We start from the raw sequence: 25,175 nt of genomic DNA on the forward strand, positions 1-25,175 counted from the left end.
TACATGAAAGCAATTTGGCTTGGATAATTTATTCAAATAAATGTCGATTTTCAAATACAGTCATTTGTCCAACAGATTGAAAACCAGCCTTTTTATAAATATTAATCCCATCAGGTGAAGCTTGTAATACGCATTGAGCAACGTTTAATTCCTTTGCTTCTTTCAGCAAGTAATGAAACATAGTAGAACCAAATCTTTTTCCTCTCATTTCTTCTTTCGTTGCTATATCATAAATACCAATACTATCTTTTGTACACACTAATGAACCAACCGATACGACTTCATCATTATAAAACCCTAAGTACAGTTTCATATTTTCACTATTCCATAAATGGAAAGAAGTAGTTTGATTGTAGAATGCTTGTACATATATACCTTCCTCTGATGTACCAAATAGACTAGCTAACGCTTCTCCAAACTTTTTAATTTGTTCTGATGAAGATGCTTTTTGTATCGTAAAACCTTCTGGCAAGTTTGTTGTTGGATGTATTGTATGTAAGTTTGCTACCATCGCGATATTTTGTTCTGTTTCTTTTAATCCAAGCTTTATTAATTCATTCTTTATAGTATCCTCTAGCTTCTCGTCCCAAAACCAAACACTCATTGGATATTTCTTTTGATTATAGTATGCTACCTCCTTATATAATTTCTCGATATCTTCCGTTACATTATTGTTTAGTAAAGTAATGATATTAAATGTATCTGCAGGTAAACCACAGTCGACAGCAATGTAATCCTTCGTTTCTTTTACATTCATTCCCTGTGCCTGCCGTGCAATATATGAAGTTTTATATGTAAAATTATCTATTAGTAACTGTTTAAAATTCATTCATTTTTCTCCTTTCATAATATTTGTAATCGAATACTTCAGTATTAAATATAACATATAAGAAATGTACCTATTTCTATAAAAATATCTCTTTACATTACTCTTTGCGCCCTAAAAGAATAAAAAACGATATAACGTTGTCGGAATGAAAAAAGTGGTATATAATAAATATTAACATTACTAGTAATTATTTTAGGTATTCCTAGAATAAAGGAGCGATACATATGAAAATTACTATTTATTTCGGAAGTCATGAAGATCAAGATGTTCGTACTATGGACTGTCATTTAGATGTAGAAGATACAGAAGAGATTGTTTCTGTGTCATAATATAAATTGTATGGATGAACCCTCTTCCCTACAGCGTTTAAGGCACCTTTTGCAGGTGTCTTTTTTGTTGTTTTTTTCTTCAAAAACCCTTTACTTTAGAGCGTTTTAATAGTAAAATATAAATATACGAACAAACGTTCTTTTTTAAACTTACTTGTACATGAAGGGATGATTTTTACAATGGCTCAAGCAAAGCGCAGAGGAAGAAAAAAGCAAACACCTATTATTTCAAATACAGGCTTTATCGGCTCTGTCTTTATTGATACATTGGAGTTACAAAAGAAATCCTATTATTTCGCTCGTAAAAAACTTCAAATTGTTCATCACGTATTAGATGGTCTCTCTGGAGCAACAAGTTCTTTATTTAAAGAACATAATATTTCAGCATATATGTCATGTGTATATATACATAAACAAAAGAAAATCGGCTTTGTTCTTTCAACGAAACCATTTGAACAAAGTGACGGTGTTGCTTATTTTGTAAATTATTTAATCGAAAAGAATTTTTACGGTAATCATGACGAAGACGTAGAATATCAAGAAGTATTTAATACAGGTTTTATCGGTGTAGTATTCGCCGATTTATGTAGTATAGATCGCTTTAATTTCGAGTTTGAAATGGGTATGTTAACGAAATTAATGAAAGATATGATTATTCCGGTTAAAGAACTCTTTTTACGCCACAATGTACCGGCATACATTTCCACTTCTCATCTAGAGGAACAAAACAAATTAGGTTTCGTTCTATCTGTAAAACCATATGATGAACGTGCAGAAGCAGATTTATATTTTGAAGCGTATTTAAAAGAACGCGGGTTATTTATTGGTGATGAAGAAGATGATATTGATAAGATTGTTATTAGAAAAACAGCTGAATTACGATAGACAAGCGCAGGATTATCATCCTGCGCTTTTTCGATATTATTTAATTACGTTCAACACTATACCCTTTTGAATGAATTTCTAAATTCAATTTATTTGAGTAAGCCTGATTCAAAATAAGAAATACGATCCCTCCTCCAATTGGAAGCGTGTAGGCTGGAATATGATTTAATAATAGACCTGATAATGCCAGTGCTATCGGCTGCATCATTTTACCTATGCTTAATCCAATACTAAGCACTCTGCCCCTATATTCATCTGGAATCTCTCTTTGCATAAAATAAATTAAAGGGATATCAATTAATGCTATCATTAGCCCTAAAAAGAACATAATAACGCAATACGTAATAACGAATACAAAATCATTCACTTCGAAGCTTTTGAATAAAACTGGAATCCCTGAAATAATCATAATAACTGACAACATAGAACTTAGCTTTTTCAAAAGATAGGAGTAAGAAAAACGATCAGTTATCTTTTTTACTACCATTGCACCAATTATCATCCCTACTGGAAAAGTCCCTTGAATCATACCAAATTGTTTAGAGCTAAGATTGAGAACTGTATTAATAATGTATGGCAATGGAACAGTTACAGCAAACCCTAAGAAGAAATTAAGTGAAATTAAAATACAAAACGTATTTTTTAAGCTTTCCCGCTCCATTAAGTAAGAGTATCCCTCCTTTATATCTTTAATAAATTTAATTTCTCTAATTGAACATTCCTCATTTATGTATTGCTCACACAATTTAAAGTTTATAAACAATATGGATATAGCCGAAAGGATAAATGAAATACCGTTAATAATTATAAAAGTTTTCATATCAAAGACTGCAAAAACAATGCCGCCTAACATAGGTCCTAGAATTAAAGATATAGAGTCGATAATTTTACTTATAGAGTTAAGACTCATTAGTCTCTTTTTAGAGACGATATTTGGTTTTGCAGCCTCTAACCCTATTCCAAAAAATGTTGTAAGTACTGTCATAAGAAAGGTAGTAGTATAAACGATGAATAAGTTTAAACCATAATCGCTGCTTAATATATAAACAGTTATTAATACGCATCCGCTTAGTACGTCCATACAAACGACGAGTTTCTTTTTATCAACCTTATCAGCAATTACACCGGCAAATGGATTCATAACAATCATTGGAATTGTCCCTAATATGAGCGTAATCGCGAAATTTAAAGCAGATCCAGTTATTTGCAAAACATATAATCCTAATGCGAAACTATAAATAGAGCTACCGAATAGTGATACTGTTTTTGCAATTGAATATAAACAAATATTTCTTAGCTCTTGGTTTCTTTTTTTATTTTCCATATGTAATCGTAAACTGGCCATAACTTTTCCCCCTGCCTAATTTTGTGTTACGTACATTGTAAGTTCTCGGGTCAACCCAATCGCAATATGTACGATTTGAAAAGTTTGAAGGGAAAATAAATAAAAGATGGGGTTAACCCCATCTTTTTCCGAAAAATGAATATGTATAAATTTCTTCTCCTTGAACAAAGAAATCCTCATATTTTCCGCCCCGTTCCAAATAATTTGACGTTCGTTCATCAATGGATTGAAACCTTAGATTATGAATTTCTTTCATTACTTTTGAAAGTTTAAAATTCTCTCGAAATCTAGTTGTAATTTGGCTATTTATACTGAATTTATTAAATAAAATAAATGAGCTTAATAAATAACAATCGTGTTTAAAAAGCGAATTTAATTCGTGTAATAAAAAAGCCTCATGTTCAAAACTATAATTACTTGTACCAGACTGATCAATTACAATATCAACAGAATCTTTTTGAATAGGGATATTTAAAAAATCAGCACAGATAAATAAAATGTTTCTTTTAGGATTTCTTTTTTCAATTACATCTTTTAAAAATAAAAGTTTATTCAAATCTCGATCAACAGCAATATATAAACAATCTTCTGGTAGTTCTTCATAACTATTCCGTAAAAAGAATCCGAGGCCGGATCCTAAATCAAGTAGTATCTTATTATTTAAATCTAGCTGCATTAGTTTCTTTTTCGCCCATTCTCCTCCCTTCTGTATATTTTCTAAAAAAGCAGTATCCGTTTCATGAATATAATCCGAAATAGTATCATCAAGTGACGTCAGCTCATTTGCTTTAAATAATTTACCCGCAGTTATAATTCCTGAAGTAATAATATATTCTTCACCACAATCACAAATTAACTTCCCCTCAGTAATTTGATTGATAGTAATAATTCCATCTTGAAGAATTAATTTTTCGCTACACTTAGAACATGTAAGTAAATGTAGTACACTTAAATCTATCCCTATAATTGAATTAGAAGTTTCGTTTGTTAATAATAAATCATGTAACACTCCCTTTAATTTGTCCCGTTTCTTCTTCAAAAGTTCTATTTCCTGTTCCATCTTGTCAAATTTCAGTTTAAATAAAGATTGGTAAAAGGTATCTTTTTCGTAATTCATAGATTTCGCTAAATTTTTATAAAAAAATAGTTCTTTAATTTCATTCAAACTAAATCCTAAATCTTTGTAATGTAAAATGAGTTCTAAATCTGTTTGACAATACTCATCAAAAAAATAGTGCCCTCCCTTTTTTTCAGGAATAATGAGACTGAGATCCATATAATGTCTAATTGTATCAATACTTATGTTATTTACTTCTCCAAACTTACCGATTTTCATAATATCCCTACCATCGAAATATTCTCTTATATAGATTTCTATTTTTAGCTTTAAAAATCCTTTCACCTTTTTTATTAACATTATTTATGAAATGAACAAATGGTATTATTTATATTGTTGCGCCTAATAATGTAACATGCAATTTTTGGTTTTGTGCATGTCAAATTATGAGTATCAAAATTATTAAACCTCAATAGATTTATTACTTTCTACTTAATGAAATGTACCTATAAACGGACAGTATAGCATTGGTTTATTGAAATTGGAGTAGGATTACCGTAGAAGCTTACATAGGGGGAGCGTCAGAGAAATGCGGATTTACAACGATAAGGGAATTCCGCATTAAAAAGCCCAACTTCTCTGCAAGTCAAAATAGAGAAATTGAGCTTTTTAGTTATTTCATTCATTTATTTATTGAATTCATTAACTGGAAGAAGTATTCAGGTTTATGAGTCTTATTTAGGTTATACCATGAATGTAATGCATCTGGTGTAAATACATCTATTTTTTTCAGTACCTCCATTGCAAATTCCAGAGGAGCTATTCCTGACGCAGTAACTAAATTCTCATCAGATACTGCAGATTCCAACTCATAGAACTTTTCTCCTTTATAGTTAGGGCATACCATTTTAGTATATTCTAAGTTATTACTTGTATGTTTTCTAGTATCCAAGTATCCCATATTCGCGAGGGCATCAGTTGCACCACAAATTGCAGCAACAATAGTGCCAAGCTTTAAAGCTTGGTCGATTCTTTCCAAGATAGGTTGATGAATTTCTTCACTCCAAGTAGTCCCTCCTGGTAAAATTAAAAGATCTTTACTCTCAAAAGTACATTCATCAAGGGAAATATCTGGTTTTATGCTCAGTCCTCCCATAGTAGTAATCATTTCTTTATTAGCTCCTACTGTAATTACTTTTAAAGGTGCTAAATCTTTTTTAAAATATCTTCCTGAGTTTAGTTCAGCAATTAAATATCCATATTCCCAGTCTGACATTGTATTAAATACATATAGAAAAGCTTTTTTTGTTTGCATCCAATAACACTCCAATCACAATTTATATAGCTATTATAATATAACTTCCCTGACAGTTAACGTCAGGGAAGTTATCATACTTGATGAAATTTTATTAATTCCGACAGAACTTCAATAAGTCTATTTTTAAGACTTATTGGCTCGATAACTTTAATAGATTTATTGTACGGTAAAAGTAAATAAGGTACATATTTATGTATCATATCTTTTTCAAGAAGAAAAACTGCTTGATTTGAAGTTCGTTCTTGTAAATAATGTCCTAAAAACCAATGTTGGCAAATATCAGCTAATACACTTTTATCCCCATTAATAACCAAAGAAATAATACTTTCCTTATCTTCTATAGTTGGAAGAAGACTTTTTATAAAAAAGTCACTTGCTGAAAAATTTTCTGGCTGGTTAAACTTATTTTCAGTCAGCGTTAGACTTTCAATTCGATCTACTCTAAAACTACGGATATCATTCCTAAGATGACACAATCCAATCACATACCACTTATTATTCCAATAGATAATTCTGTATGGATTGACCAATCTATAATTTAATTGCTTTTCGCCACTTTTATGGTAAAGAATTTTTATTGAGTACCCGTCAGCTACAGCCTGCTCCAACTCCTTCAAAAAAGTTTCTATAGAGAGTGAAGTTAATCGGCTTATTACTTCAAGACTAGTTAAATGTTGGTTTATTTTTGTTTCCTGCTCTTGATTTGAGTATTTACTTAGTTTTGAAATGGCCCTATTTAATGCTTCACCCCATAATATCCGGCTTCTTCTGCAAAAACAGCAGCATGAAATAGTGAAGTTTGCTCCTCAAAATCAAAAAAAAGAGGAGCCTCAATAAAATTGTTCAATAAAGTGTATCCGCCGTTATGTCCTGGTTCTGAAATTATAGGTACGCCACTAGTTGAAATTGTATCAATATAACGATACACAGTCCTTATATTTATCTCTAACTTTTCTGAAATTTGTTTCGCAGTAATTTTTTTACCTGAACGAAGCATCCATAGAATTGCTAGCATATTGTCAATTTTAGGCATATAATTCCACCCCTATATGAAACTTATTTTCTATTATATATTTCTGATTTTGGGTATAACTCATTAACTGTTCCTTTCCGATAGCTTTCTAATATAATGAGGACCTAGACACATTTGTAATTTCACAAATGTAATTTACAGTCCCATCTCCCTCTTTATAGAGCTTTACTACATAAAGTTGAACCAATCGGACTTTAATGGGCAGTTGATCCCCCGCCTAACTTCTTTGCTTTCTCTGAATTTTGAGGTGGGGGTCTTACTGCCCATTAAAGTGGGATAAATGGTACTGCAAGCGTAACTAGTTTCTTTACTTTCATATTAACCTTTCCCTTAAAACTAAAAAGATATATCTTTTGTATAATATTGGTTAAATTTGGATGGATGAATATTATTCTATATTGAAAAAATAAATACGTCAAAATTATTTTACGGAAATTATAAAAATCATATTATATATAGATTAGTAAGCTAATGATACAATGCCCCCTAAAAACGTGTTTCTATCTGTGGATTTATAAGAAAGGATGACTTTTTTATTTCTATTGGTATGTGTGATAAATTACATCTATTTCCTTGAGAATATTAAAAATCCTCATCCACAATACCTTACGAGTTATTGCTACAGATTTTGGTTTTGTACAAAAAAATTGATAGAACCCAAGAAAAAAATTTTATATCTTTTTATATTTAGAGAAGTTAAAAAATCACTACACCTCCTTCATATACGTGTAATATACAGGGATTTATAACTTGATATAGAACATAAAAAGGAGAAGTTTATATTGTAAACAAAGGGACGTATATATGGAGTTAGAATGAGTTGTTAAAACATTTTTTTATTAGAAGATTAAATTGGCACTGTTAATAACAGTAATGGAGGATTAGAAAATGAAAATTGCAATAGTCTGTTTCGATAACTTTACTGATATTGATGTTTTCCTACCATGGGATTTATTAAATCGTGTACGTTTAGTTGGCGGTATTTCTGATTGGGATGTCCAGCTTTTAGGAACGGAAAAAACTCATATATCCATGTCTGGCTTACGTATTCCCATGACAGCAAGTATATCTGATCTTCCTTCTGCTGACGCTGTAATATTTGCAAGCGGTAAAGGTGTGCAAGATTTATATAAAAACCAAGAATATATTAATAGCATTCATGTAGATCCTCAAAGACAATTAATAGGATCTATGTGTTCTGGTTCACTACTATTAGGAGCTAAAAAATTGCTCACTGGCAAAAAAGCAACTACATATCCATCCGCAGTAGAACAGCTTAAAGAATTTGGCGTAGAGGTTATTGAAAAAAGTTTCGTAAACGAAGGAAATATATCGACTGCTGCAGGTTGTTTCGCTGCTCAAGAACTCTCAGCTTGGATTATAAGGACCCTGCTTAATGAAGAAATGGTTGATATTGTATTAGAAACTGTTCAGCCAGTAGGAAAAGGTTTATATTTTTAATTTCAAATCAAGTCAAGGAATTGTGGTTGCTCTCCAAAATGATAAAATGAGCTTTTTTGATTAATGCCGACGTAATATGCCTCCGATTCCAATTTAATTAAATAAAAAACCCGCGAATCATTCACGGGTTTTCTTCTTAATAACTAATTGCTATTGTACCTTCACCTGCATGTACCGCAAATGAAATTGGTAATGGATATAGTTTGAAATCCATTTCAGGGAATGCTTGTCTAATATCTGCAATCCATTCTTCAGCTCCAGGTTTATCGTTAGCATGGAACATGTGAAGTACTTTTGGTAATTCTTTTTCAAGTTCATTTTTAATGTATTCTCGACATTTTTGGATTTTGCGAACTTTCTTTTCAAGTAAAAGCTCGCCACCTTTTACTTCTAATATTAAGTTAACACTTAATAAACTTCCAAGTAAAAATTGAACTCCCTTTACACGTCCACTTGCGTAAAGACCCTTTAAACTTTTCGGGAATACGTGGAAAGGTCTTCTTTTTTCATCTACTAATGTTTTGTGTATATCTTGTAAAGTCATACCATCATTGTATAACGATTTCGCTTTTCTAATTAGTTCATCCATTGGATAACTTGTTGTTTCGCTATCTAATACCGTTAATGGGAAACCTGCCATTTCTGCAGCTAACTTCATGTTTTGATAGGTTCCACTTACTTTTCCGCTAATAGCAACTGCAAATCCCTCTTCATATTCTTCTTTGCATTTCGAAAATAACTCTACCATTTCCCCTATGTTAGGTTGTGATGTAGTGACAGTTTTACCTTCGTTTAAAGCATTATAAACGCGCTCACGCACACCTTCTTCACAATCTTTATACGACACACCATCAATAATAACTTCAATTGGGATAACAAAGTTATCTCCTTCTGTTGTAAAACTCGCAGTTGTACTATCAGTAATCCAAGCAACACGCTTCATGTTGTTCCTCCCTTAATTCAATTCCTCTTTTCTAATTTTTCTATATATTTATGTTATGAAAAGAGAATATCCCTGTAATAGTAACAGGACTTTATTGTTTTGGCTATAGTAGATAGATGATAAATGTGAATATTTCTTGTCTTTTTCACAAATTAAAAAGAAAATCAAGAAATTTGCTCGATTTTCTTTTTCTCATACATTATTTAAAAGTTTCATTAGCTAAAATCACAACATAATCATTCGTCAAGCGACCTGCTTCTTTCGTATAACTAACAAGTCTTTGTATGTTATCACAGCTAAGTTTTGCACCCCATACGAGTAGTGGTACACCAATAAAGTCAATATGAAATCTTCTAGAAAACAGACCGCCAAAAGTCATTGGTAAAGGTACAGTTGGTGATGTATTAGAAAAAACGATCTTTTCATGACTTTGATAATGTTTTTGCAAAATTTCTCCTAAATGCTTCATCGCAGGTACAACGACTTTAGATGCCCCGCACCCAATTGTATATACAGGATTACCATTTTCATCTATTCCATGAAAAATAATTTTCCCCATATCTTCGGTTTTCAATTTATTAAAGTAATCTACATTTAATATTTCTTCTTTCGTTAACTTACGGTCAGTTGGCAATTTATTCAAATGATAAGCTGCAGCGAGTGCAGTTGAATGTGTTCCGCCGAAATCAGTGTAAATGAATATCATATGATCATCCCTTGTTATAAAAGTTCAATGTTATTTAGTATTACCGTTCACAGCATTGTTAAACAAGGGATAAATGTATTTACACTTTTTGTATTAACTCATTATATTTTTTCCAAATATAATATCGTCTACTTATTACCGTACCTAATGTGATACATAAAAAGGCATTCGTTACAACCATTAATGTGGAATGTGTACTACCTGAAAACATACTTTGCTTAATTACAATTTTCGCACCTAAAATAACAAGAAGAATCATTGTGCTTAACCAATTTCCTTTTCGTAATACATGACCCGTTTCACTATCTAATCGAAATGTTAAAACTTTTCCCCGTATAATTCCAAGACCTAAGCCAATTCCAAGCGTTGCAACAAATAGTAGTCCTTGCAGCAAAGTTATTTGTCCCATATGAATAATGGACTGGATTGTTACAAAGCCCAACAAAACTGGAACAAGCCAAATGCGATTTTTTTTGACTTTTCGCTCTTTCCCTTGCAGCAAAACAATAATAAGAATAACAAGTACAATATCCATTTAAAGTCCTCCTATATAGTTGTTTGCCTTTAAAAATTATATTCTCTTCTTTTCATTTCATAATTGAAATACGATAGCTACTTTTAATTGTATGATGTGGAATTTGATTTCCCATCAGTCTGAAGCATTATTTTTAAAAATAAAAAGACGTACTTTTTACCCGTACGTCTTTAGTACCTTTATTTATAAAATAAAGGTTTTCTAGTCAACTAAAATGTTTTTCAAAACAAAAACAATCATGAACTCGTTTAAATTGTTTTCTTATGTCTTCTTTATTTTCACCTGTATAATGAGCAAATGTTTGAACCGGATATAACTGATCAATATTACTTTTCATTACGCCTTTTATCTCGTCTGTATGATCGCTATATACGTGTAAATACGAATCTACGTTTACAAATCCGTTCTTTTCATACCATCCATGTACCCATAGATTGTCCCTAGTCCACGCTTCTAATCGATTTAGGTTAAGTTCTTTCGCTAACTTTTCTGCCTCATTTAATAGTTGATTACCAATTTTCATTCTACGGAAATCCGGATGAACTGCAATATGCCAAATCATACCGCCAAGACCTGTCCCTCTTGAACATACCGTACGTTCTTCTAATTCATATTCAATATCTATTAAACCCACAATTTGATTTTCGTATACAGCTACTAATTCAATTGCAGGATTTTCCTATTTTTCTTTCTCTCTAAATACGTTATCGTAATATGCTGTATCTAAAAAAGATAACACACGGCAACGTACCCAACCGGTTTCATCAGATTTTTTTTATATGCTCTAATCTTAATATCCATGTAATCTAAAAGCCCCCTCTATATTTTCATTAATTTTTTAACCCATACTTCGTTGCTTTAGACATATAATCAATTGAACAATCTAAATCAAGATATAATCATTTCCTGGACTATATCCTTTGCATTAATCATATTTGTCACCGTCATATGCAGAAGAGATTCTTCCACCTAATTATTATTCAATATATAGATGGAAGAATCCTCTAGTGATGTATACTAATTGAAAAATGGAAGAAAAAATTATTTGGAATCTACTGATTCAGCATGGTATACCTTGGATTTTGAAGGTAATAAAGTAAACACACACAATATAATAGTTATAAGTAACATTACCAATGATCCTACAATAACTACAAGTTGTATAGAAATAAATTGAGTTGCAACTCCGAATAGAATCGTAATCAAAATGGTTATGCCGGCAATTACTAGTCCATATATACTTCCAATCCGTCCCATTATGTGAACGGGAACATTGTTTTGATAAAAGGTATAATATCCTGTATTTGCATATGCCATAGAGAAAGATAAAATAAGAAATCCGATAGCAGCCATTACGAACCCATTTGAAAAAGCATAAATTAAATAACCAATTGCAATGAATAATGATCCTATTCCAATTAAAAATGAAGGCGCTAATTTTTTAGATAAAATTGTATTTGTTATAGCTCCTAAAATAATTCCAGCCCCGCCGGCACTAACTAAAAATCCATATTCACTATCTGTTAACAATAGAATTTCTTTAGCAAATGACAATTCAAGCGAATCATTTGCGGTAGCTAAAACCATCATCCCTTGAAATAAGAAGTACACAAAAACGATATACAAAGATTTTTTACTAAAATTTAAAACGATGTTCCAATCTTTTTTTAGTACAGCTAAAGATAACTTGTCATTTGATGTATGCATATCGGATTTTTTATCAAGATTAGGTAATAGCAATGTAATTACTCCTGATAAGAGAAACGCTATAGCATTTATATATATTGCAAATTCTGGTGTACTTGCTATTAACAATACTCCCGCTATCGCTGGACCAATTAAAAATGCACCAGATCCTATTAAACTACGCAATGAGTTGAAACGTTGTCTTTTCTCAACTGGAATTAATTTAGTCATATATGTCATAGCAGTTGGCTCGTAAATTGCATTAGCCATACTAATAAAGAATACGAATACATAAACCATCCAAAGTGATGGAAGTAAAGGTAAAATAGCGATAAATACCGCACGATATATATCGAGGTGAATCATTAATTTTCGTTTATTTAAACGATCAATCATACTCCCTGACCAAGCGTTTGTTAATAAAGCGGCTAATGGTTTAATTACATATAAAGTAGCAACAGCTAGGGCTGAGCCACCCATATTATAGACAAGTACGTTTAGTGCTATTAAGTAAATCCATGCCCCTAAATTTGCAATACCAACTCCGGACAGTAATAATAAAGGATATTTCCAATCGTTAAGTAAGTTTTTCATTTTCGGCCCCGCTTTCCAAATTATTTTTAACCAATAAAAAAATCCCACCCCCAAGACTTTAGTCTTAGGGACGAGATTTATCATCGCGGTGCCACCCTAGTTTGTTAATATGTCACCATATTAACCTTATCAGGTACTGCATTTTGATTCATGCTTATACCATAGCTCTATAACGGGAGCTCCCGTCACACCACCCTCTATTAATAGATTCCGATGCGCTGCTCAGAGGCTTGGTTCAATAAAGAATTTTTACTCCTTTTCAGCTAAATGGAGCTCTCTGTGAAAAATTCATCTTATTTACTCTTCTCTTCACTGCATTTGATTTTTCCATATTATCACAATTTATTTTAACTGTAAATAAAAAATAATCAGATATTTATAGTTGGGTCATTTTTGCTTTTCGACCAATTCGGCATACGAAACGCATTAGCTTTTTATGAAGATAAGGAAATAAAGTGAAGAATACATCCATTGTTTTTTTTAACGGCATTGGACATATAACTAATTTATTTTTATGAATAGCTTTCAGTGCAATTTCAGCAAACTTGTCTGCTGAAATCGGCTTATTTGTTTTTAGTTGTTTTATAATTTGGTCCTTATTCATATTAATTGCAATTGATTTTTCAAATATGGGTGTATCTACAAAAGTTGGACAAAGTACACTTACATTTACACCATATTCTTCTGCCTCATAATGTAATGAAGTGGTTAAACCGACGATAGCATGTTTTGTTGTTGCGTACGCGGTACAAAGTGGAGCAGGTCCTAAACCTGTTGCAGACGCAGTATTAATGATATGACCAAATCCTTGTTTTTTCATGAATTGGTAAGCCAATTGTGTCCCGTAAATTACTCCTAATAAGTTTATTTCAATAATATGTTTCCAATTATCTAAAGACATATCGAATACTTCTCCATACATAGCAATTCCTGCATTATTAAACATATAATCAATTCTACCAAACTCATTAACTATTTTTATAATAAGTTCCTCTACGGATCCAGCGTTAGTAACATCTAAATATTCGAACCTAGCTAGTTGATTATTATTTTTTATATTATTCACAAGCTCTTGACCACTTGTTTCATTAATATCTGCGATAATTACAAATATATCTTTATTTGCTAATTGAATAGCTAAAGCTTTACCGATACCAGAAGCTCCGCCAGTTACAATCGCGACTCTTTGTTCATCCATATAAAAAACCTCCTGTTGTTAATACATATAATGAAAACGGACGAGTGTAAAGATTTGAACAATCGTTCTAATTCGCTTGTAATGCTACGCATGTTTGTTTGAAATAGAGAGTAAAAAAATCGTAATGGCTTCATTAAATAAAACTTCTAATTTCTCTGTTTCAAATGAATGAATGAATTGACATAATCCACCTAGCCATGAACCTAATAAAAGACTTGAATCCTCAACATTTTCTATATAAAATTCACCACTTTGTATACCTTCATCCAAAATGTTTTGATATGTTTTTAAAGGGATAACAGCTAAACCATAGAGTTGTTGAATTGTAGAAGGGTTCGCGCTCGAATCAGAGGCAAGTTCTTGTCCTGCTCTTAATAATGGCGTTTTGTAATTATAAAGTACAAATTTAGCTATCCCATATAATTTCCCAGTAGCGTTTGTATACTGTTTTTCTGCTATTTCCCATTTATTGTGCCAATTTCTCATACTGTCTTTAGCTAAATAAACAAATAATTCTTCTTTATTTTTATAATGGTAATATATATGTCCTTTACTATAACCAGAGGCTTTTGCAATGTTATCAATTGAAGTTCTTGTATATCCTTTTAAGGAAAATAATTCTGTCGCCTTCTCTGCTATTACTTCTTTGGCTAAATCGCTATCGTATCGTCTTTTATTCAATGTAGACTCCTTCCGTCGTTTAATACAAAAAAATTGAACAATCGTTCTAATTTCAATATATGTAAGTTTTTTTGTTTTAGTAACTGTTAAGTTTCTTATTTATTATTTTTTATAAAAATTACGGTGCGTGAAATTACTAAACTCTATAAAAAAAGAGCCTATTGTATATAGACCCTTCACATTGCTTGAATTAATTTGTATTTGCCTCTGCTAACGGTTGTAACGGTGGTTCTAATTTTAGTTCTAATGCATCGCCTTCTTGTATAGCTTGTCCTTTTTCAATACTTTGATTTGTTACATATCCCGTACCTGAAGTTTTTAAATCTAATTTTAATAGTTTAGAAAAATACATAACATCACGCATTGACCAACCTTGTAAATTGGGCATTGTTGCGTTGTTTCCTAATAAAAATATACGATCACCTTCACTCATTACTTCACCAGACTGCGGATATTGTTTTTTTATTTTTCCTTCTCCTAAAATTATCGGTTGGAGTTTCTCTTTTTTCACATTATTCTCTACCGTATCTATTGATTGATTCACATAGTTTTGCACTTTTAATTGGGATTTTTTCGTTGCATCGGCCATTTGTTGTTCTGTATATGGTTTCACCTTTAAATATTCAAGACTATTTTTCACAACTGGTTTAAATATTTCAGCGAGTGGCTGGGCTCCATATTCATCTCCCTTTAACTTTGGCTGCTTAATAGCTAAATATATAATTAACTCTGGGTCATCAATTGGAGCCATACCTAAAAATGAAAAAATATAATTTTCTTTTCCTTCCATATATCGTCCATTTTCAGGATTCGGAATTTGGGCTGTTCCTGTCTTGCCTCCTATTGGGTAACCATCGACTTTATACATTGTACCTGTACCTTTTGAAGACGTAATAACACGCTCCATTAAGTCTCTTACCTTGTCCGCAGTCTCTTTTTTTATCGGATTGCCAACTTCTTTCGGTTGATTTTCCATAATAACTTGCTTGTTTGTTGGATTTACAACTTTGTCAACGATATATGGTTGCATCATTTTCCCGTCATTTGCTATAGCCGTAGCAGCTTGGATTAATTGAATTGGAGTTACTGTAGAACCTTGTCCGAAAGAAGTTGTTACTTGTTGAATTTGTGTATTTAATAGTAAAGTATTTTTACTTTCACCAGGTAAATCTATTCCCGTTTTTTGGTTAAAACCAAATTTATTCATATATTGCTTAAATTTATTTGGTTTTAATAACTGATCTTCTAAAATAGAAAAAGCTACGTTTGATGACCTTTCAAAACCTTCATCAAATGTTATAGATCCCCATCCAAACCCACCATTATGATCTTTTATATCCGCTGAACCTACTGAATACTTGCCGGATTGAAAATATTCTTTCCCGTTATATACACCTTCATTGATTGCAGCAGCTAACGTAAATACTTTCATCGTTGAACCTGGTTCATATGCATTTGCGATTGGATCATTTAAAAAGTATTCAATATCCCCTTTATTAGGGTTAAAACTGGGTTTACTAGACATAGCTAAAACTTTCCCAGTCTTTGGATCCGCTATAATACCTACTAACATAGAAGGATCATAGTGCTCTTGCGCCTTATTCATCGCTTCTTCTAAAAAACTATTAATTTGTTTATCAAGCGTAAGATATACGTTATTTCCATGTTTAGCGGGTTCTATTTTTCCTATATCATTTGTAAGCGGGATACCTCCTCGTGCTCCCACATATTCTATATTCCCATTTGTCGAGCGCAAATATTTATCTAAACTTTTTTCAAGTCCAAACTTCCCTTCTGTATTTCCTTTATCGTCTGGTCTAGCAAAACCAAGTATATAAGATGCAAAATCTTCATTTGGATACACTCTTGCTTTCTCAGGCATAAAAGAAACACCCGGGATTTTCAATTTTTTAATTTGTTCTTTCTTTTCCCTAGACAAATTCCGGCCAACTTTTCCGATTTCAACTTGCGTACGCCCCTCATGGAAATTTTTTAATACGTCCTCTTTATCAATTTCAAGCGCAGTAGCTAATTGCTCTGCAGTTTCATCTTTATTCTTCACTTTGTCATTACCTTTCAAATTCACAACAACACGATACGTTGTTGAATCTTGAACGAGCACTTTTCCAGTTTGATCATAAATCGTGCCACGATTCGCTTCCAAAACACCATTTTTATTATGTTGTTCATTTGCTAAATCCTTTACATCCACATTATGCACGACTCCTACTGCTTGAATATAGAAAAAACGCAAAAGCATAATAAGAAACAAAACAATAAAAGCAATCATAAAATACCGCGCGCCTTTATTCGTTTGAAGTTTATGCATATTTCGCTCCTTTCTTTCACCATGAATTACTACAAAGATGTGCTACAAAATATGTAGTTTTTACTTTCACTACTATATGTTTCGAACATTTCCTTTCAATTCCTTTAAAACAGTCTGAAAGTAGTTATTGTTTCTGTTTCTATTTTTTTATCTATTTATATTACGGTGCGTGAAATTTACGAATATTCCGTCATGAGATGGTTGATTTATTATAAATTACAAATTTCATAAAGACTTTTAATGCTAAATCAGTATTATTTTGTCACTCTTTTAATGCATATGGCCCTTATCTTGTGCACAATAAAAAGTTCCCCTCTGGATTTCCAAAGGAGAACTTTCAAACAAACCTACAAATAGTTATTTATAAAATTAAGCTAAATGATTATATTTCGCTAAAAAAGGAATACGTTTCGTTACCAACGCGTACGTTTTAAATACAAATTTTGCTATCGGCTCAAACGTACGTGTACTTTGCACTACTAAGCCACTTGTGATAAATGTTAAGAAAGCAGCACCCAGTATATCTAAAGGATAATGAACACCTACGTACATACGTGAAACACCGACTAATACTGCCCAAATAAGAGCGACATATTTAAGTTTTTCTCCTCTAAGCAAAAATACAAATGCAATAGAAAATACAAGTACTGAATGATCACTAACAAATGATGAGTCTGCTGCATGTGGCACTAATTGATGTACATCATGTGATACAAACGGACGTGGATGGTAATATACCGCATGTATCACAACATTTACTAGTAATGCGATAATGACTGAAAGTGTCGTATATAACACTGTGTATTGTTTTTTTATTGCATTAACTTTCTTTCCATTATTAAACCATAAGATAAGCATAAATAAAATCGCTACATATGCAGCACTATTTGTAATAGCGATCATTAGCGAATCTAATAGTTTGGACGATCCAGCAAAATTATTAAACCATTGAAATACTGTGTAATTCATAATACTCTCTCCTTGCATAAAAGCTTTCTTGATTTACACAGTATATAACATCAATATGAAAATGGGCTGAAACTTTTCTCATCAAATTCTCATTTTACTATCACTTATTTGACAATATTAAGACTAATTATAACGGCCAATTATGTATAAAGCTGAAAAACCTTTAAAACAATATGAATCATATGCTTTTTATGTGTAGAATACATAACATAGTTACTTAAATATACTTGTTGCAAAATCATATTTTTAATACATACGAAGTGCAATATTACCGAATTGTTCGCCTTGTTCCATACGTCTTAACGCTTGAGTCGCTTCTTCCAACGAATACACTTTATCCATAATTGGTTTAATCTTATATTTCTCTATAAACTTAATCATCTCATTAAATTCTTCACGGCTACCCATAGATGTCCCCATAATATCAATTTGATTATAGAATAACGCTCGTAAAGGCAATTCAATGTTATCTCCTGAGCTTGCACCAAAATTAACAATTCTCCCATTTTGTTTTAATACATCAAAATATTTTAAGAATGTTGCTGGCCCTATACTATCAATTATTAAATCTACTTTTTCTCCGCACAAACTCTCTTCCCAATTTCCAGAACTATTAAAGGAAAAGTCTGCGCCATATGTTTCGGCAAGCTTCCTTTTGTTCTCTACCCTTGAAGTAACACTTACTTTTGTGCCAATTGCTTTTGCAAATAACATAGCAAACGTCGCTACACCGCCGCCTATCCCCGGAATTAAAACATGTTCGCCACGCTTTAATCTACCCTTTGTGAAAAGCGCTCTATATGCAGTTAGTGCCGATAAAGATAAAACACCAGACTCTTCCCATGTAAGATATGACGGTTTTGCCACTACATTTTCAGCGGGCACTATCACATATTCAGCAAACGTTCCATCTCTCGGTCCACCTAACACTTCTGGTAACTCGGGTATTTCAGCAATATGATCCCATCCAATACTAGGATTAATAATAACCTCATTTTGCAATAAAGTCCTTGAAACACCTTCTCCAATTTCCGTAATAATACCTGCACCATCTGATCCTAGAACTAATGGTACTTGCATTTCTTTTCTATTATTCATTATAAATAAATCTCGATGATTTAATCCTGCTGATTTTAATTTTACTTTCACTTCTCCAGCGCTAGGATTTCTCTCAGGTAATACTTTATATTCTACCCCTTCAAATCCTGCTTTAGATTGTTGTACGATAGCTTTCATTTTTATTCCCCCTTAATAATTCTAATGTACTAGAAAGTTCGAAATAAACAAAGTAATTTGACTATAAAAAAGAAGGAATGTAAAAGCACCCCTTCTTTTCAATGTATTAAAGTGAAACGGTAGGCAGTATAATCGTAACGATTGTTCCTTCACCTTCTTTACTCTCTATTCGAATAGTTCCGTTATATTTCTCTACAAGTCGTTTTGCGATAGACAAACCTAGACCGTTTCCACCTTGTTTTCGACTTCTTGCTTTGTCCACTCGATAAAAACGGTTAAGAACAAAAGGCAAATCACCTTCAGGTATTCCCGCTCCATGATCTATAATACGAATGTTAACTTTTCCTGACTGCACACTAGATTCAATACAAATATATCGATTATCTTCTTTTGTATACTTCACTGCGTTATCCATTACGATAATAAGAATTTGTTCTAAGTAAGATGAGGGTATTGAGACAAATGCTGCTTTCCCATCGAATTTCATATCAAATTGAAATTCTGTTTGAAGTACAGCAAAGTTTTGTGTAACTTGTTTTAATATACTATTTACATGGACTGGCTCAGCTGCAATTAGATGCATTTGTTCTGATTCAGCTCTTGATAGTTCTAGCAATTCTAAAACTAACTTATTTAAACGATCGACTTCTTTTAAACTAGATTGAAGCGATTTATCTAAAACTGCCGGATCATTTTTTCCCCACCGATTTAACATCGATAAGTGCCCTTGAATAATTGTTAATGGCGTTCTTAACTCATGAGATGCGTCTTCTACAAACTGTTTCTGTTGTGTAAAAGAAGTTTCTACTTCGTCCATCATTTCGTTAAAAAGAAACGATAATTTTGCAAGTTCATCATTATTTTCACGTACTGGAACCCGTTCATTTAGCCCATTTTTCTTAATACGCTTCATCGTATTTGTTATATTTTGAATATTCGATAATAGCTTTTTCGTGATTAGTACCCCACCTAAAAAACTAAGGATTAATCCACATATTCCGGCAATAATCATTACCACTAAAATAATTTTTAATAAATGATCAAAAGCCTCTAAGTTTTTCGTAAGTTCAATCGTGCCAGTAAACTCTTTTGTTTGAATTGGTATACGTTTAACTAATATGCGATCTTCAACATGTCTTTTTATAAATGATTCATCTTGTAAAACTTGTTTTGGCTTTATCCATGTCTCATTAAAATCTCGCGAAACAGTAACAATTGGTTTTCCATCCATGCCGATAACACGAATCATTTGATGCTTATCAATCATATTATTTAAGAAATCTTTACTGCTTTCAAACGTTTTAATCGAAAGGGTATCACTTTTATCTTGGTAATATGCCGCTATTTCTGTCACTTGCCTATTTATTTGTTTCTGTTCATAATCTATAGTCCACCTATTAATTACAATAAACTGCAAAGCGCTATATAAAATGAATAGAAGAAATACTAGTGTAGTGGACCAAAGTGTTAATTTCCACTTTATAGGTAGATTTCGAATTCGATGCACAATATTTTTAATCATTTCATTATATATCCAGCACCGCGGACCGTTTGGATATATTCCTCCTTATCTACACTATGTAACTTGTTACGTAAATAACGAACGTATACATCAACGATATTCGTCTCAACCATTGCATCATATCCCCATACTTGATCCAATAAAACATCACGGGTAAGTACTCTATTAATATTTTTCATAAACATAAGCAAAAGTTCAAATTCTTTATTTGTAAGTTCGATTTCTTCATTTCCTTTTGTAATAGTTCGAGATTCAATCTGGAGCTGTAAATCTTTGAACGTAAGAGATGAAACATGCTTGTTTTCTATATGTTCTTCCCGTCTAAATATAACCCTCATACGTGCCAACAGCTCTTCAATTGCAAATGGTTTCGGAAGATAATCATCGGCTCCGCTATCTAATCCTGTCACGCGATCCATAATACTATCGCGTGCAGTTAGCATAATAATTGGTGTATTTTTAGTTGCCCTTAATCTACGACACACTTCTATTCCATTTAATCCTGGTAGCATTAAATCCAGTAGAATAAGGTCATAATTTGTTTCAAGTGCAGCTTCTAAACCCTTCCGCCCATCAAACTGTATATCGACTTTATATCCTTCATACTTTAGTTCTAACTCTAAAAAATCAGCTAAACTTTCTTCATCTTCAATGATTAATATGTGTTGCAACAGCAATGCCCCCTATACAGTTAAATGAATCAGTAATCCTACTCCAAATATAATTGCAATAATTTGATGTGCTTTTCTATACAATATCAAGTTTGTTTTTTTATTATGTTTCTGTAAGAAAAGTCCAATGACACCTAGTATGATTAAAATGAAAAGGGAGAATATACCACTATAAAATATAAGTATATGTCGACTTCCTTTTAATAAAAAATAAACACCGTGAGTAATTGATACAGCTAATACAGTATATCCAATGAATACGTGAAATTTTTTAATGAACAAATATAAGTCTTTTATCAATTTAACCCCAATTATATTTTTCTTTTTAAAAAATAACCATACATGACGTAAAAACCATAATGATGCAGCTAAAATCGTCCCATATTCACCGAAAGAACCTAATTTCTTATTTAACCCTTTTACATTTAATACGTTGCCGTAAATTACATTAATAAGTAACAATGCTACACTACAAAAAATAATAGTAAAACCTATAATTTTTACAAATAAATGAAAAGATTTATGTTTTAGTAGCTTTTCCATTTCATTTAAGCTCCTTTCTTAAAAAGTTTCTGTAACCAGCAGAATATCAAATAAAAAAGAAAGGAACATGAGAACAAGATTAAAATAAAATGAGAATTTCAAGATCACTTAAATTGTTTAGCTTCCCTTATTATTTTTTGAATAAACGGTGCTTTTGCATTTGTATAAGAAACACGATCAAAAGGATATGTAGCTGCAAGTCTCTCTTTTAGTTCTCTATATTCTTTACGTGCCCATTCATGCTTTATTAGAAAGTCCCGAAATAAAAGATTGTTTTTCCATTCGTCACTATTATAAATATAAACATGTAAATGATGAGTACCCGCTCTCCATTTTCCCTTTCTAAAAAAACGCCAATTAGGTGTTTCTTTTGGAACATACTCATATCCAATTTTTAATAAATCTTCAATCCACTTTTCGATAATTTGCAAATCTGTTACGCCAATCATCATATCAATTAAAGGTTTCGCTCCTAACCCTTGTACAGATGTGCTCCCTATATGTTCAATAGCAATACAATCTCCTCCGAATAAAGAAATAAATTTTTCCTTTTCTTTTAAATACTCTTCATGCCACTCTTTTTCATACGATTTAATAACGATTTGTTGTTCCACTTTATTCACACTCCTATAAGTGTTCATCATTATATTTATAAAATTTCATGTGATTAACATAGGATTTTTACAAAATATGTCGAATACTGAAATATACAACTTAATTATAATAAATGCGAGGTATATTATGGAAGCTAAACCAGTTGAAATTCAGTTAAATCAAATAACATTCCAATTAAAAGAACATCATAATTTTGATTGGCTCTTGAAATTAGGAACCGTATTTGCAGTTTTTGACCAGCAAGATTCAGGTAATATAAGTTTTGGTGTTGAAAAAAATGGCCATAAAAAATTCATTAAATACGCAGGGGCACAAACAATTGCATACGAAGGAACAATAAACGACGCTATTGAACGGTTAAAAAATTCAGTTTCCCTATATGAGGAATTAAAGCATAACTCGCTTATAAAACTAATTGAACATTTTCCAGTTCAATCTGGATATGTATTAATTTTCGATTGGTTTGATGGCGAATGTCTTCATTCGCACTGGAGTTTCCCGCCTCCTGAGAAATATAAAAATCCAAACTCTCCATTTTATAAATTTAAGCATTTACCTGTTAGAAAACGAGTTCAATCCTTAAATTCCATTTTTTCTTTCCATACATATGTCGAAAAGAAAAACTATGTAGCGATAGATTTTTATGATGGTAGTATTATGTATAATTTTAATACAAATGAAACGAAAATTTGTGATATTGATTTATATTCTAAAAAACCATACGTAAATAAAATGGGAAGATTATGGGGTTCCTCACGTTTTATGTCTCCTGAAGAATTCGAGCTAAACGCTATGATTGATGCGAGAACAAATGTATTTAATATGGGTGCAATGGCTTTCGCAATTTTAGGTGGTGGAAAAGATCGCTCCTTTACAAAATGGGAAGCAAGTAGGGATTTATATGAAATAGCGTATCGTGCTGTAAATGAAAACCGAATTGAACGATATGTATCGGTTGAAACATTTTATGAAGAGTGGCTAAACATGGCTAATACTGAAAAAATATAAACTTATATTATTAAAAGCAAAAAGTTTCTACTATAATCATTTATAATATATATGAAATGGAAATTCAAAATAACGAGGCAAATATATTATGAACTTTGTTTATATTAATCAAAACGTATTAAATAATCTTCTTTACATTCTAATTAGTATATTTATTTTTTATTTTATATACGATAGCGGGCGCTATTTAAAGAAATATAAAACACTACTTATTACTCTTTGTTCGAGTATCCCACTTATTCTATGTATGAGATACCCTATCTATATGGATGAGAGTTGTATTCATGATTTAAGACAAATCCCAGTCATAATTGGTACACTCTATGGTGGATTCCCTGTCGGTATCATATTGTTTACAATTTTATTAATTACAAGATTTTTATTTTATGGATTTAATATGCTAACTGTCATTGTTTACGGAATAATGTTTATCATTACAGCATTCGCATCCGCAAAATTTAATACATATAATAGAAAAATAAAAGTAGCTTTTTCCATGTTTTTAACCTTTTTCCTAGCAATATTTACAACTGTAATTGTCTTAACTTTATCAAATTTTGAAGTAAATAATTTGTATATTATTTACTTCATAATATTACCGACTACTCTAATGCTATTTATTGTTTATATAAATGAAGTTATAAAAGATGCAGTATGTATGCGATCAAAATTAATTAAAATGGAGAAAATGGAGATTGTTAGCCAACTCGCTGCTAGTATATCACATGAAGTAAGAAACCCTTTAACTGTCGTAAAAGGATTTACACAACTTTTGAAAACATCCAATTTAACTCCTGAATCGAGAGATAAATATATTGACCATATACTTGAAGAATTAAATCGTGCTCAAGAAATTATTGATGACTATTTAACATTTGCCAAACCTGCTCCAGAAAAATTAGATCATATTTCAGTCGAACAAGAGTTAAATAGAGTTATTAATATGATAGTGCCCTTATGTAATATGAATACAGTACATATTACGAAAGATTTCTCCAATGCAACAATAGTTGGTAATAAACAGCACTTTCAGCAATGCTTTTTAAACTTAATAAAAAATGGTATTGAAGCAATGCCTAATGGTGGCACTTTAAATATCTCCTCTTCTATTAGTAATAATAAAGTTATCATACGACTTGAAGATAGCGGAATTGGTATGTCACAAGAGCAAATAAATCGATTTGGCGAACCGTATTTTAGTACAAAAACGAAAGGTACAGGTTTAGGTACAATGGTTGCTGTTAAGATCATTGAAACGATGCAAGGTAATTTGAAAATCCGAAGCGTTATGAATAAAGGTACTACTTTGACAATTACATTTCCGAAATGTAATACAAACGCATCTAACAACAAATAAAAAAGGAGCAATTATGCTCCTTTTTTATTTGTTTCGATACATAAGTATCTTCTATGTTTTTTAGTTTTACATTTGTGGAGACTAATTAAAAATTAGTACCCTCCGCCCCAACAGCTGCATCCAACGATAATTAACAAAATAAATAACACAACTAATAAAGCGAAACCTCCACCAAAACCACAAGAACCACCGTAACTCATATTTTCTCCTCCTTTTGGTTTGAAAACTAATAGGTAGTTGATCATTTTAACTGGTTCGTATTATACATTATGTAAATATCCCTTTTTTGAGCATGTCTATATAAAAATAAGTAAAAGCACTCATT

Annotated in this window: 22 protein-coding genes, 3 pseudogenes and 1 other annotated feature; of the genes and pseudogenes, 4 read left to right on the plus strand and 21 right to left on the minus strand. The window is 31.7% G+C overall.

All coding sequences use genetic code 11. From position 1 onward, the window contains the following. Positions 1-28: 28 nt before the first annotated feature. The gene (locus ACTFRS_RS05020) at positions 29-829 is read right to left on the minus strand and encodes a GNAT family N-acetyltransferase (protein WP_440024078.1); all 801 of its coding nucleotides are present in this window, start codon (positions 827-829) and stop codon (positions 29-31) included. A 497-nt stretch (positions 830-1,326) separates the two neighbouring features. On the opposite strand from ACTFRS_RS05020, the gene ACTFRS_RS05025 reads away from it, so the two are divergent. After that, complete coding sequence (locus ACTFRS_RS05025) at positions 1,327-2,043, plus strand: hypothetical protein (RefSeq protein WP_440024076.1); 717 nt, start codon at positions 1,327-1,329, stop codon at positions 2,041-2,043. A gap of 40 nt (positions 2,044-2,083) precedes the next feature. Here ACTFRS_RS05025 and ACTFRS_RS05030 read toward each other — a convergent pair whose 3' ends face one another. From ACTFRS_RS05030 to ACTFRS_RS05050, 5 genes and pseudogenes are all read right to left on the minus strand, one after another. Further along, positions 2,084-3,388: an MFS transporter gene (locus ACTFRS_RS05030; protein WP_440024075.1), complete on the minus strand. Its 1,305-nt coding sequence runs from the start codon at positions 3,386-3,388 to the stop codon at positions 2,084-2,086. Between the two features lie 112 nt (positions 3,389-3,500). After that, positions 3,501-4,724 (minus strand): methyltransferase domain-containing protein, encoded by a 1,224-nt coding sequence (locus tag ACTFRS_RS05035; protein WP_440024073.1) that lies wholly within the window; start codon positions 4,722-4,724, stop codon positions 3,501-3,503. A 403-nt stretch (positions 4,725-5,127) separates the two neighbouring features. Continuing rightward, on the minus strand, positions 5,128-5,760 hold the full coding sequence (locus tag ACTFRS_RS05040) for a type 1 glutamine amidotransferase family protein (RefSeq protein WP_139865721.1): 633 nt from the start codon (positions 5,758-5,760) through the stop codon (positions 5,128-5,130). A gap of 74 nt (positions 5,761-5,834) precedes the next feature. Then, a pseudogene (locus ACTFRS_RS05045) lies at positions 5,835-6,796 on the minus strand (helix-turn-helix transcriptional regulator). Positions 6,797-6,859: 63 nt separating this feature from the next. Next, positions 6,860-6,971, minus strand: a pseudogene (locus tag ACTFRS_RS05050) (helix-turn-helix domain-containing protein); the annotation flags it as partial. A 713-nt stretch (positions 6,972-7,684) separates the two neighbouring features. On the opposite strand from ACTFRS_RS05050, the gene ACTFRS_RS05055 reads away from it, so the two are divergent. Further along, a complete protein-coding gene (locus ACTFRS_RS05055) occupies positions 7,685-8,257 on the plus strand; it encodes a DJ-1/PfpI family protein (protein WP_242293576.1) in 573 nt (190 codons plus the stop codon). 136 nt (positions 8,258-8,393) lie between these two features. On the opposite strand, the gene ACTFRS_RS05060 is transcribed toward ACTFRS_RS05055, so the two are convergent. From ACTFRS_RS05060 to ACTFRS_RS05125, 14 genes and pseudogenes are all read right to left on the minus strand, one after another. Then, positions 8,394-9,200 carry a DegV family protein gene (locus tag ACTFRS_RS05060; RefSeq protein ID WP_000831949.1) on the minus strand — a complete coding sequence of 269 codons (807 nt, stop codon included), beginning with the start codon at positions 9,198-9,200 and terminating at the stop codon, positions 8,394-8,396. A 199-nt stretch (positions 9,201-9,399) separates the two neighbouring features. After that, positions 9,400-9,906 carry a DUF3189 family protein gene (locus ACTFRS_RS05065; RefSeq protein ID WP_440024071.1) on the minus strand — a complete coding sequence of 169 codons (507 nt, stop codon included), beginning with the start codon at positions 9,904-9,906 and terminating at the stop codon, positions 9,400-9,402. Positions 9,907-9,985: 79 nt separating this feature from the next. Beyond that, the gene (locus tag ACTFRS_RS05070; RefSeq protein WP_139865718.1) at positions 9,986-10,441 is read right to left on the minus strand and encodes a DUF1453 family protein; all 456 of its coding nucleotides are present in this window, start codon (positions 10,439-10,441) and stop codon (positions 9,986-9,988) included. A 205-nt stretch (positions 10,442-10,646) separates the two neighbouring features. Next, positions 10,647-11,242, minus strand: a pseudogene (locus ACTFRS_RS05075) (GNAT family N-acetyltransferase). A gap of 240 nt (positions 11,243-11,482) precedes the next feature. Next, positions 11,483-12,721, minus strand: coding sequence for an MFS transporter (locus ACTFRS_RS05080; RefSeq protein WP_440024069.1), 1,239 nt, complete (start codon positions 12,719-12,721; stop codon positions 11,483-11,485). Between the two features lie 63 nt (positions 12,722-12,784). Beyond that, positions 12,785-13,043: a binding site (T-box leader), on the minus strand. Between the two features lie 54 nt (positions 13,044-13,097). Beyond that, positions 13,098-13,919, minus strand: coding sequence for an SDR family NAD(P)-dependent oxidoreductase (locus ACTFRS_RS05085; protein WP_000344381.1), 822 nt, complete (start codon positions 13,917-13,919; stop codon positions 13,098-13,100). A gap of 84 nt (positions 13,920-14,003) precedes the next feature. Continuing rightward, the gene (locus ACTFRS_RS05090; protein ID WP_439194728.1) at positions 14,004-14,600 is read right to left on the minus strand and encodes a TetR family transcriptional regulator C-terminal domain-containing protein; all 597 of its coding nucleotides are present in this window, start codon (positions 14,598-14,600) and stop codon (positions 14,004-14,006) included. A 190-nt stretch (positions 14,601-14,790) separates the two neighbouring features. Then, positions 14,791-16,929 (minus strand): penicillin-binding protein, encoded by a 2,139-nt coding sequence (locus tag ACTFRS_RS05095; RefSeq protein WP_440024066.1) that lies wholly within the window; start codon positions 16,927-16,929, stop codon positions 14,791-14,793. Between the two features lie 369 nt (positions 16,930-17,298). Then, positions 17,299-17,898, minus strand: coding sequence for an undecaprenyl-diphosphatase (locus tag ACTFRS_RS05100; protein WP_440024064.1), 600 nt, complete (start codon positions 17,896-17,898; stop codon positions 17,299-17,301). 246 nt (positions 17,899-18,144) lie between these two features. Continuing rightward, positions 18,145-19,134 carry a zinc-binding dehydrogenase gene (locus ACTFRS_RS05105; RefSeq protein ID WP_139865713.1) on the minus strand — a complete coding sequence of 330 codons (990 nt, stop codon included), beginning with the start codon at positions 19,132-19,134 and terminating at the stop codon, positions 18,145-18,147. A gap of 106 nt (positions 19,135-19,240) precedes the next feature. Continuing rightward, positions 19,241-20,656 (minus strand): HAMP domain-containing sensor histidine kinase, encoded by a 1,416-nt coding sequence (locus tag ACTFRS_RS05110; protein WP_431084621.1) that lies wholly within the window; start codon positions 20,654-20,656, stop codon positions 19,241-19,243. Then, a complete protein-coding gene (locus ACTFRS_RS05115) occupies positions 20,653-21,327 on the minus strand; it encodes a response regulator transcription factor (protein ID WP_242293582.1) in 675 nt (224 codons plus the stop codon). Before ACTFRS_RS05115 ends, ACTFRS_RS05110 begins: the two co-directional genes overlap by 4 nt. 12 nt (positions 21,328-21,339) lie before the next feature. Beyond that, a complete protein-coding gene (locus ACTFRS_RS05120) occupies positions 21,340-21,870 on the minus strand; it encodes a hypothetical protein (RefSeq protein ID WP_000413329.1) in 531 nt (176 codons plus the stop codon). 104 nt (positions 21,871-21,974) lie between these two features. Further along, positions 21,975-22,484 carry a GrpB family protein gene (locus tag ACTFRS_RS05125; RefSeq protein ID WP_440024061.1) on the minus strand — a complete coding sequence of 170 codons (510 nt, stop codon included), beginning with the start codon at positions 22,482-22,484 and terminating at the stop codon, positions 21,975-21,977. A 127-nt stretch (positions 22,485-22,611) separates the two neighbouring features. Between ACTFRS_RS05125 and ACTFRS_RS05130 the strand changes: the two genes are divergently transcribed. Both ACTFRS_RS05130 and ACTFRS_RS05135 read left to right on the plus strand, forming a co-directional pair. After that, positions 22,612-23,493: a serine/threonine protein kinase gene (locus ACTFRS_RS05130; RefSeq protein ID WP_440024059.1), complete on the plus strand. Its 882-nt coding sequence runs from the start codon at positions 22,612-22,614 to the stop codon at positions 23,491-23,493. Between the two features lie 88 nt (positions 23,494-23,581). Then, a complete protein-coding gene (locus ACTFRS_RS05135; RefSeq protein ID WP_440024057.1) occupies positions 23,582-24,850 on the plus strand; it encodes a LytS/YhcK type 5TM receptor domain-containing protein in 1,269 nt (422 codons plus the stop codon). A gap of 92 nt (positions 24,851-24,942) precedes the next feature. Here the strand turns inward: ACTFRS_RS05135 and ACTFRS_RS05140 are convergent, their stop codons facing one another. Then, positions 24,943-25,050, minus strand: a complete 108-nt coding sequence (locus ACTFRS_RS05140) for a YjcZ family sporulation protein (protein WP_000120182.1) — start codon at positions 25,048-25,050, stop codon at positions 24,943-24,945. Between the last annotated feature and the right edge of the window lie 125 nt (positions 25,051-25,175).

This window comes from Bacillus cereus group sp. MYBK139-1 (genome assembly GCF_051916915.1).
Classification (GTDB): Bacteria; Bacillota; Bacilli; order Bacillales; family Bacillaceae_G; genus Bacillus_A; species Bacillus_A pacificus.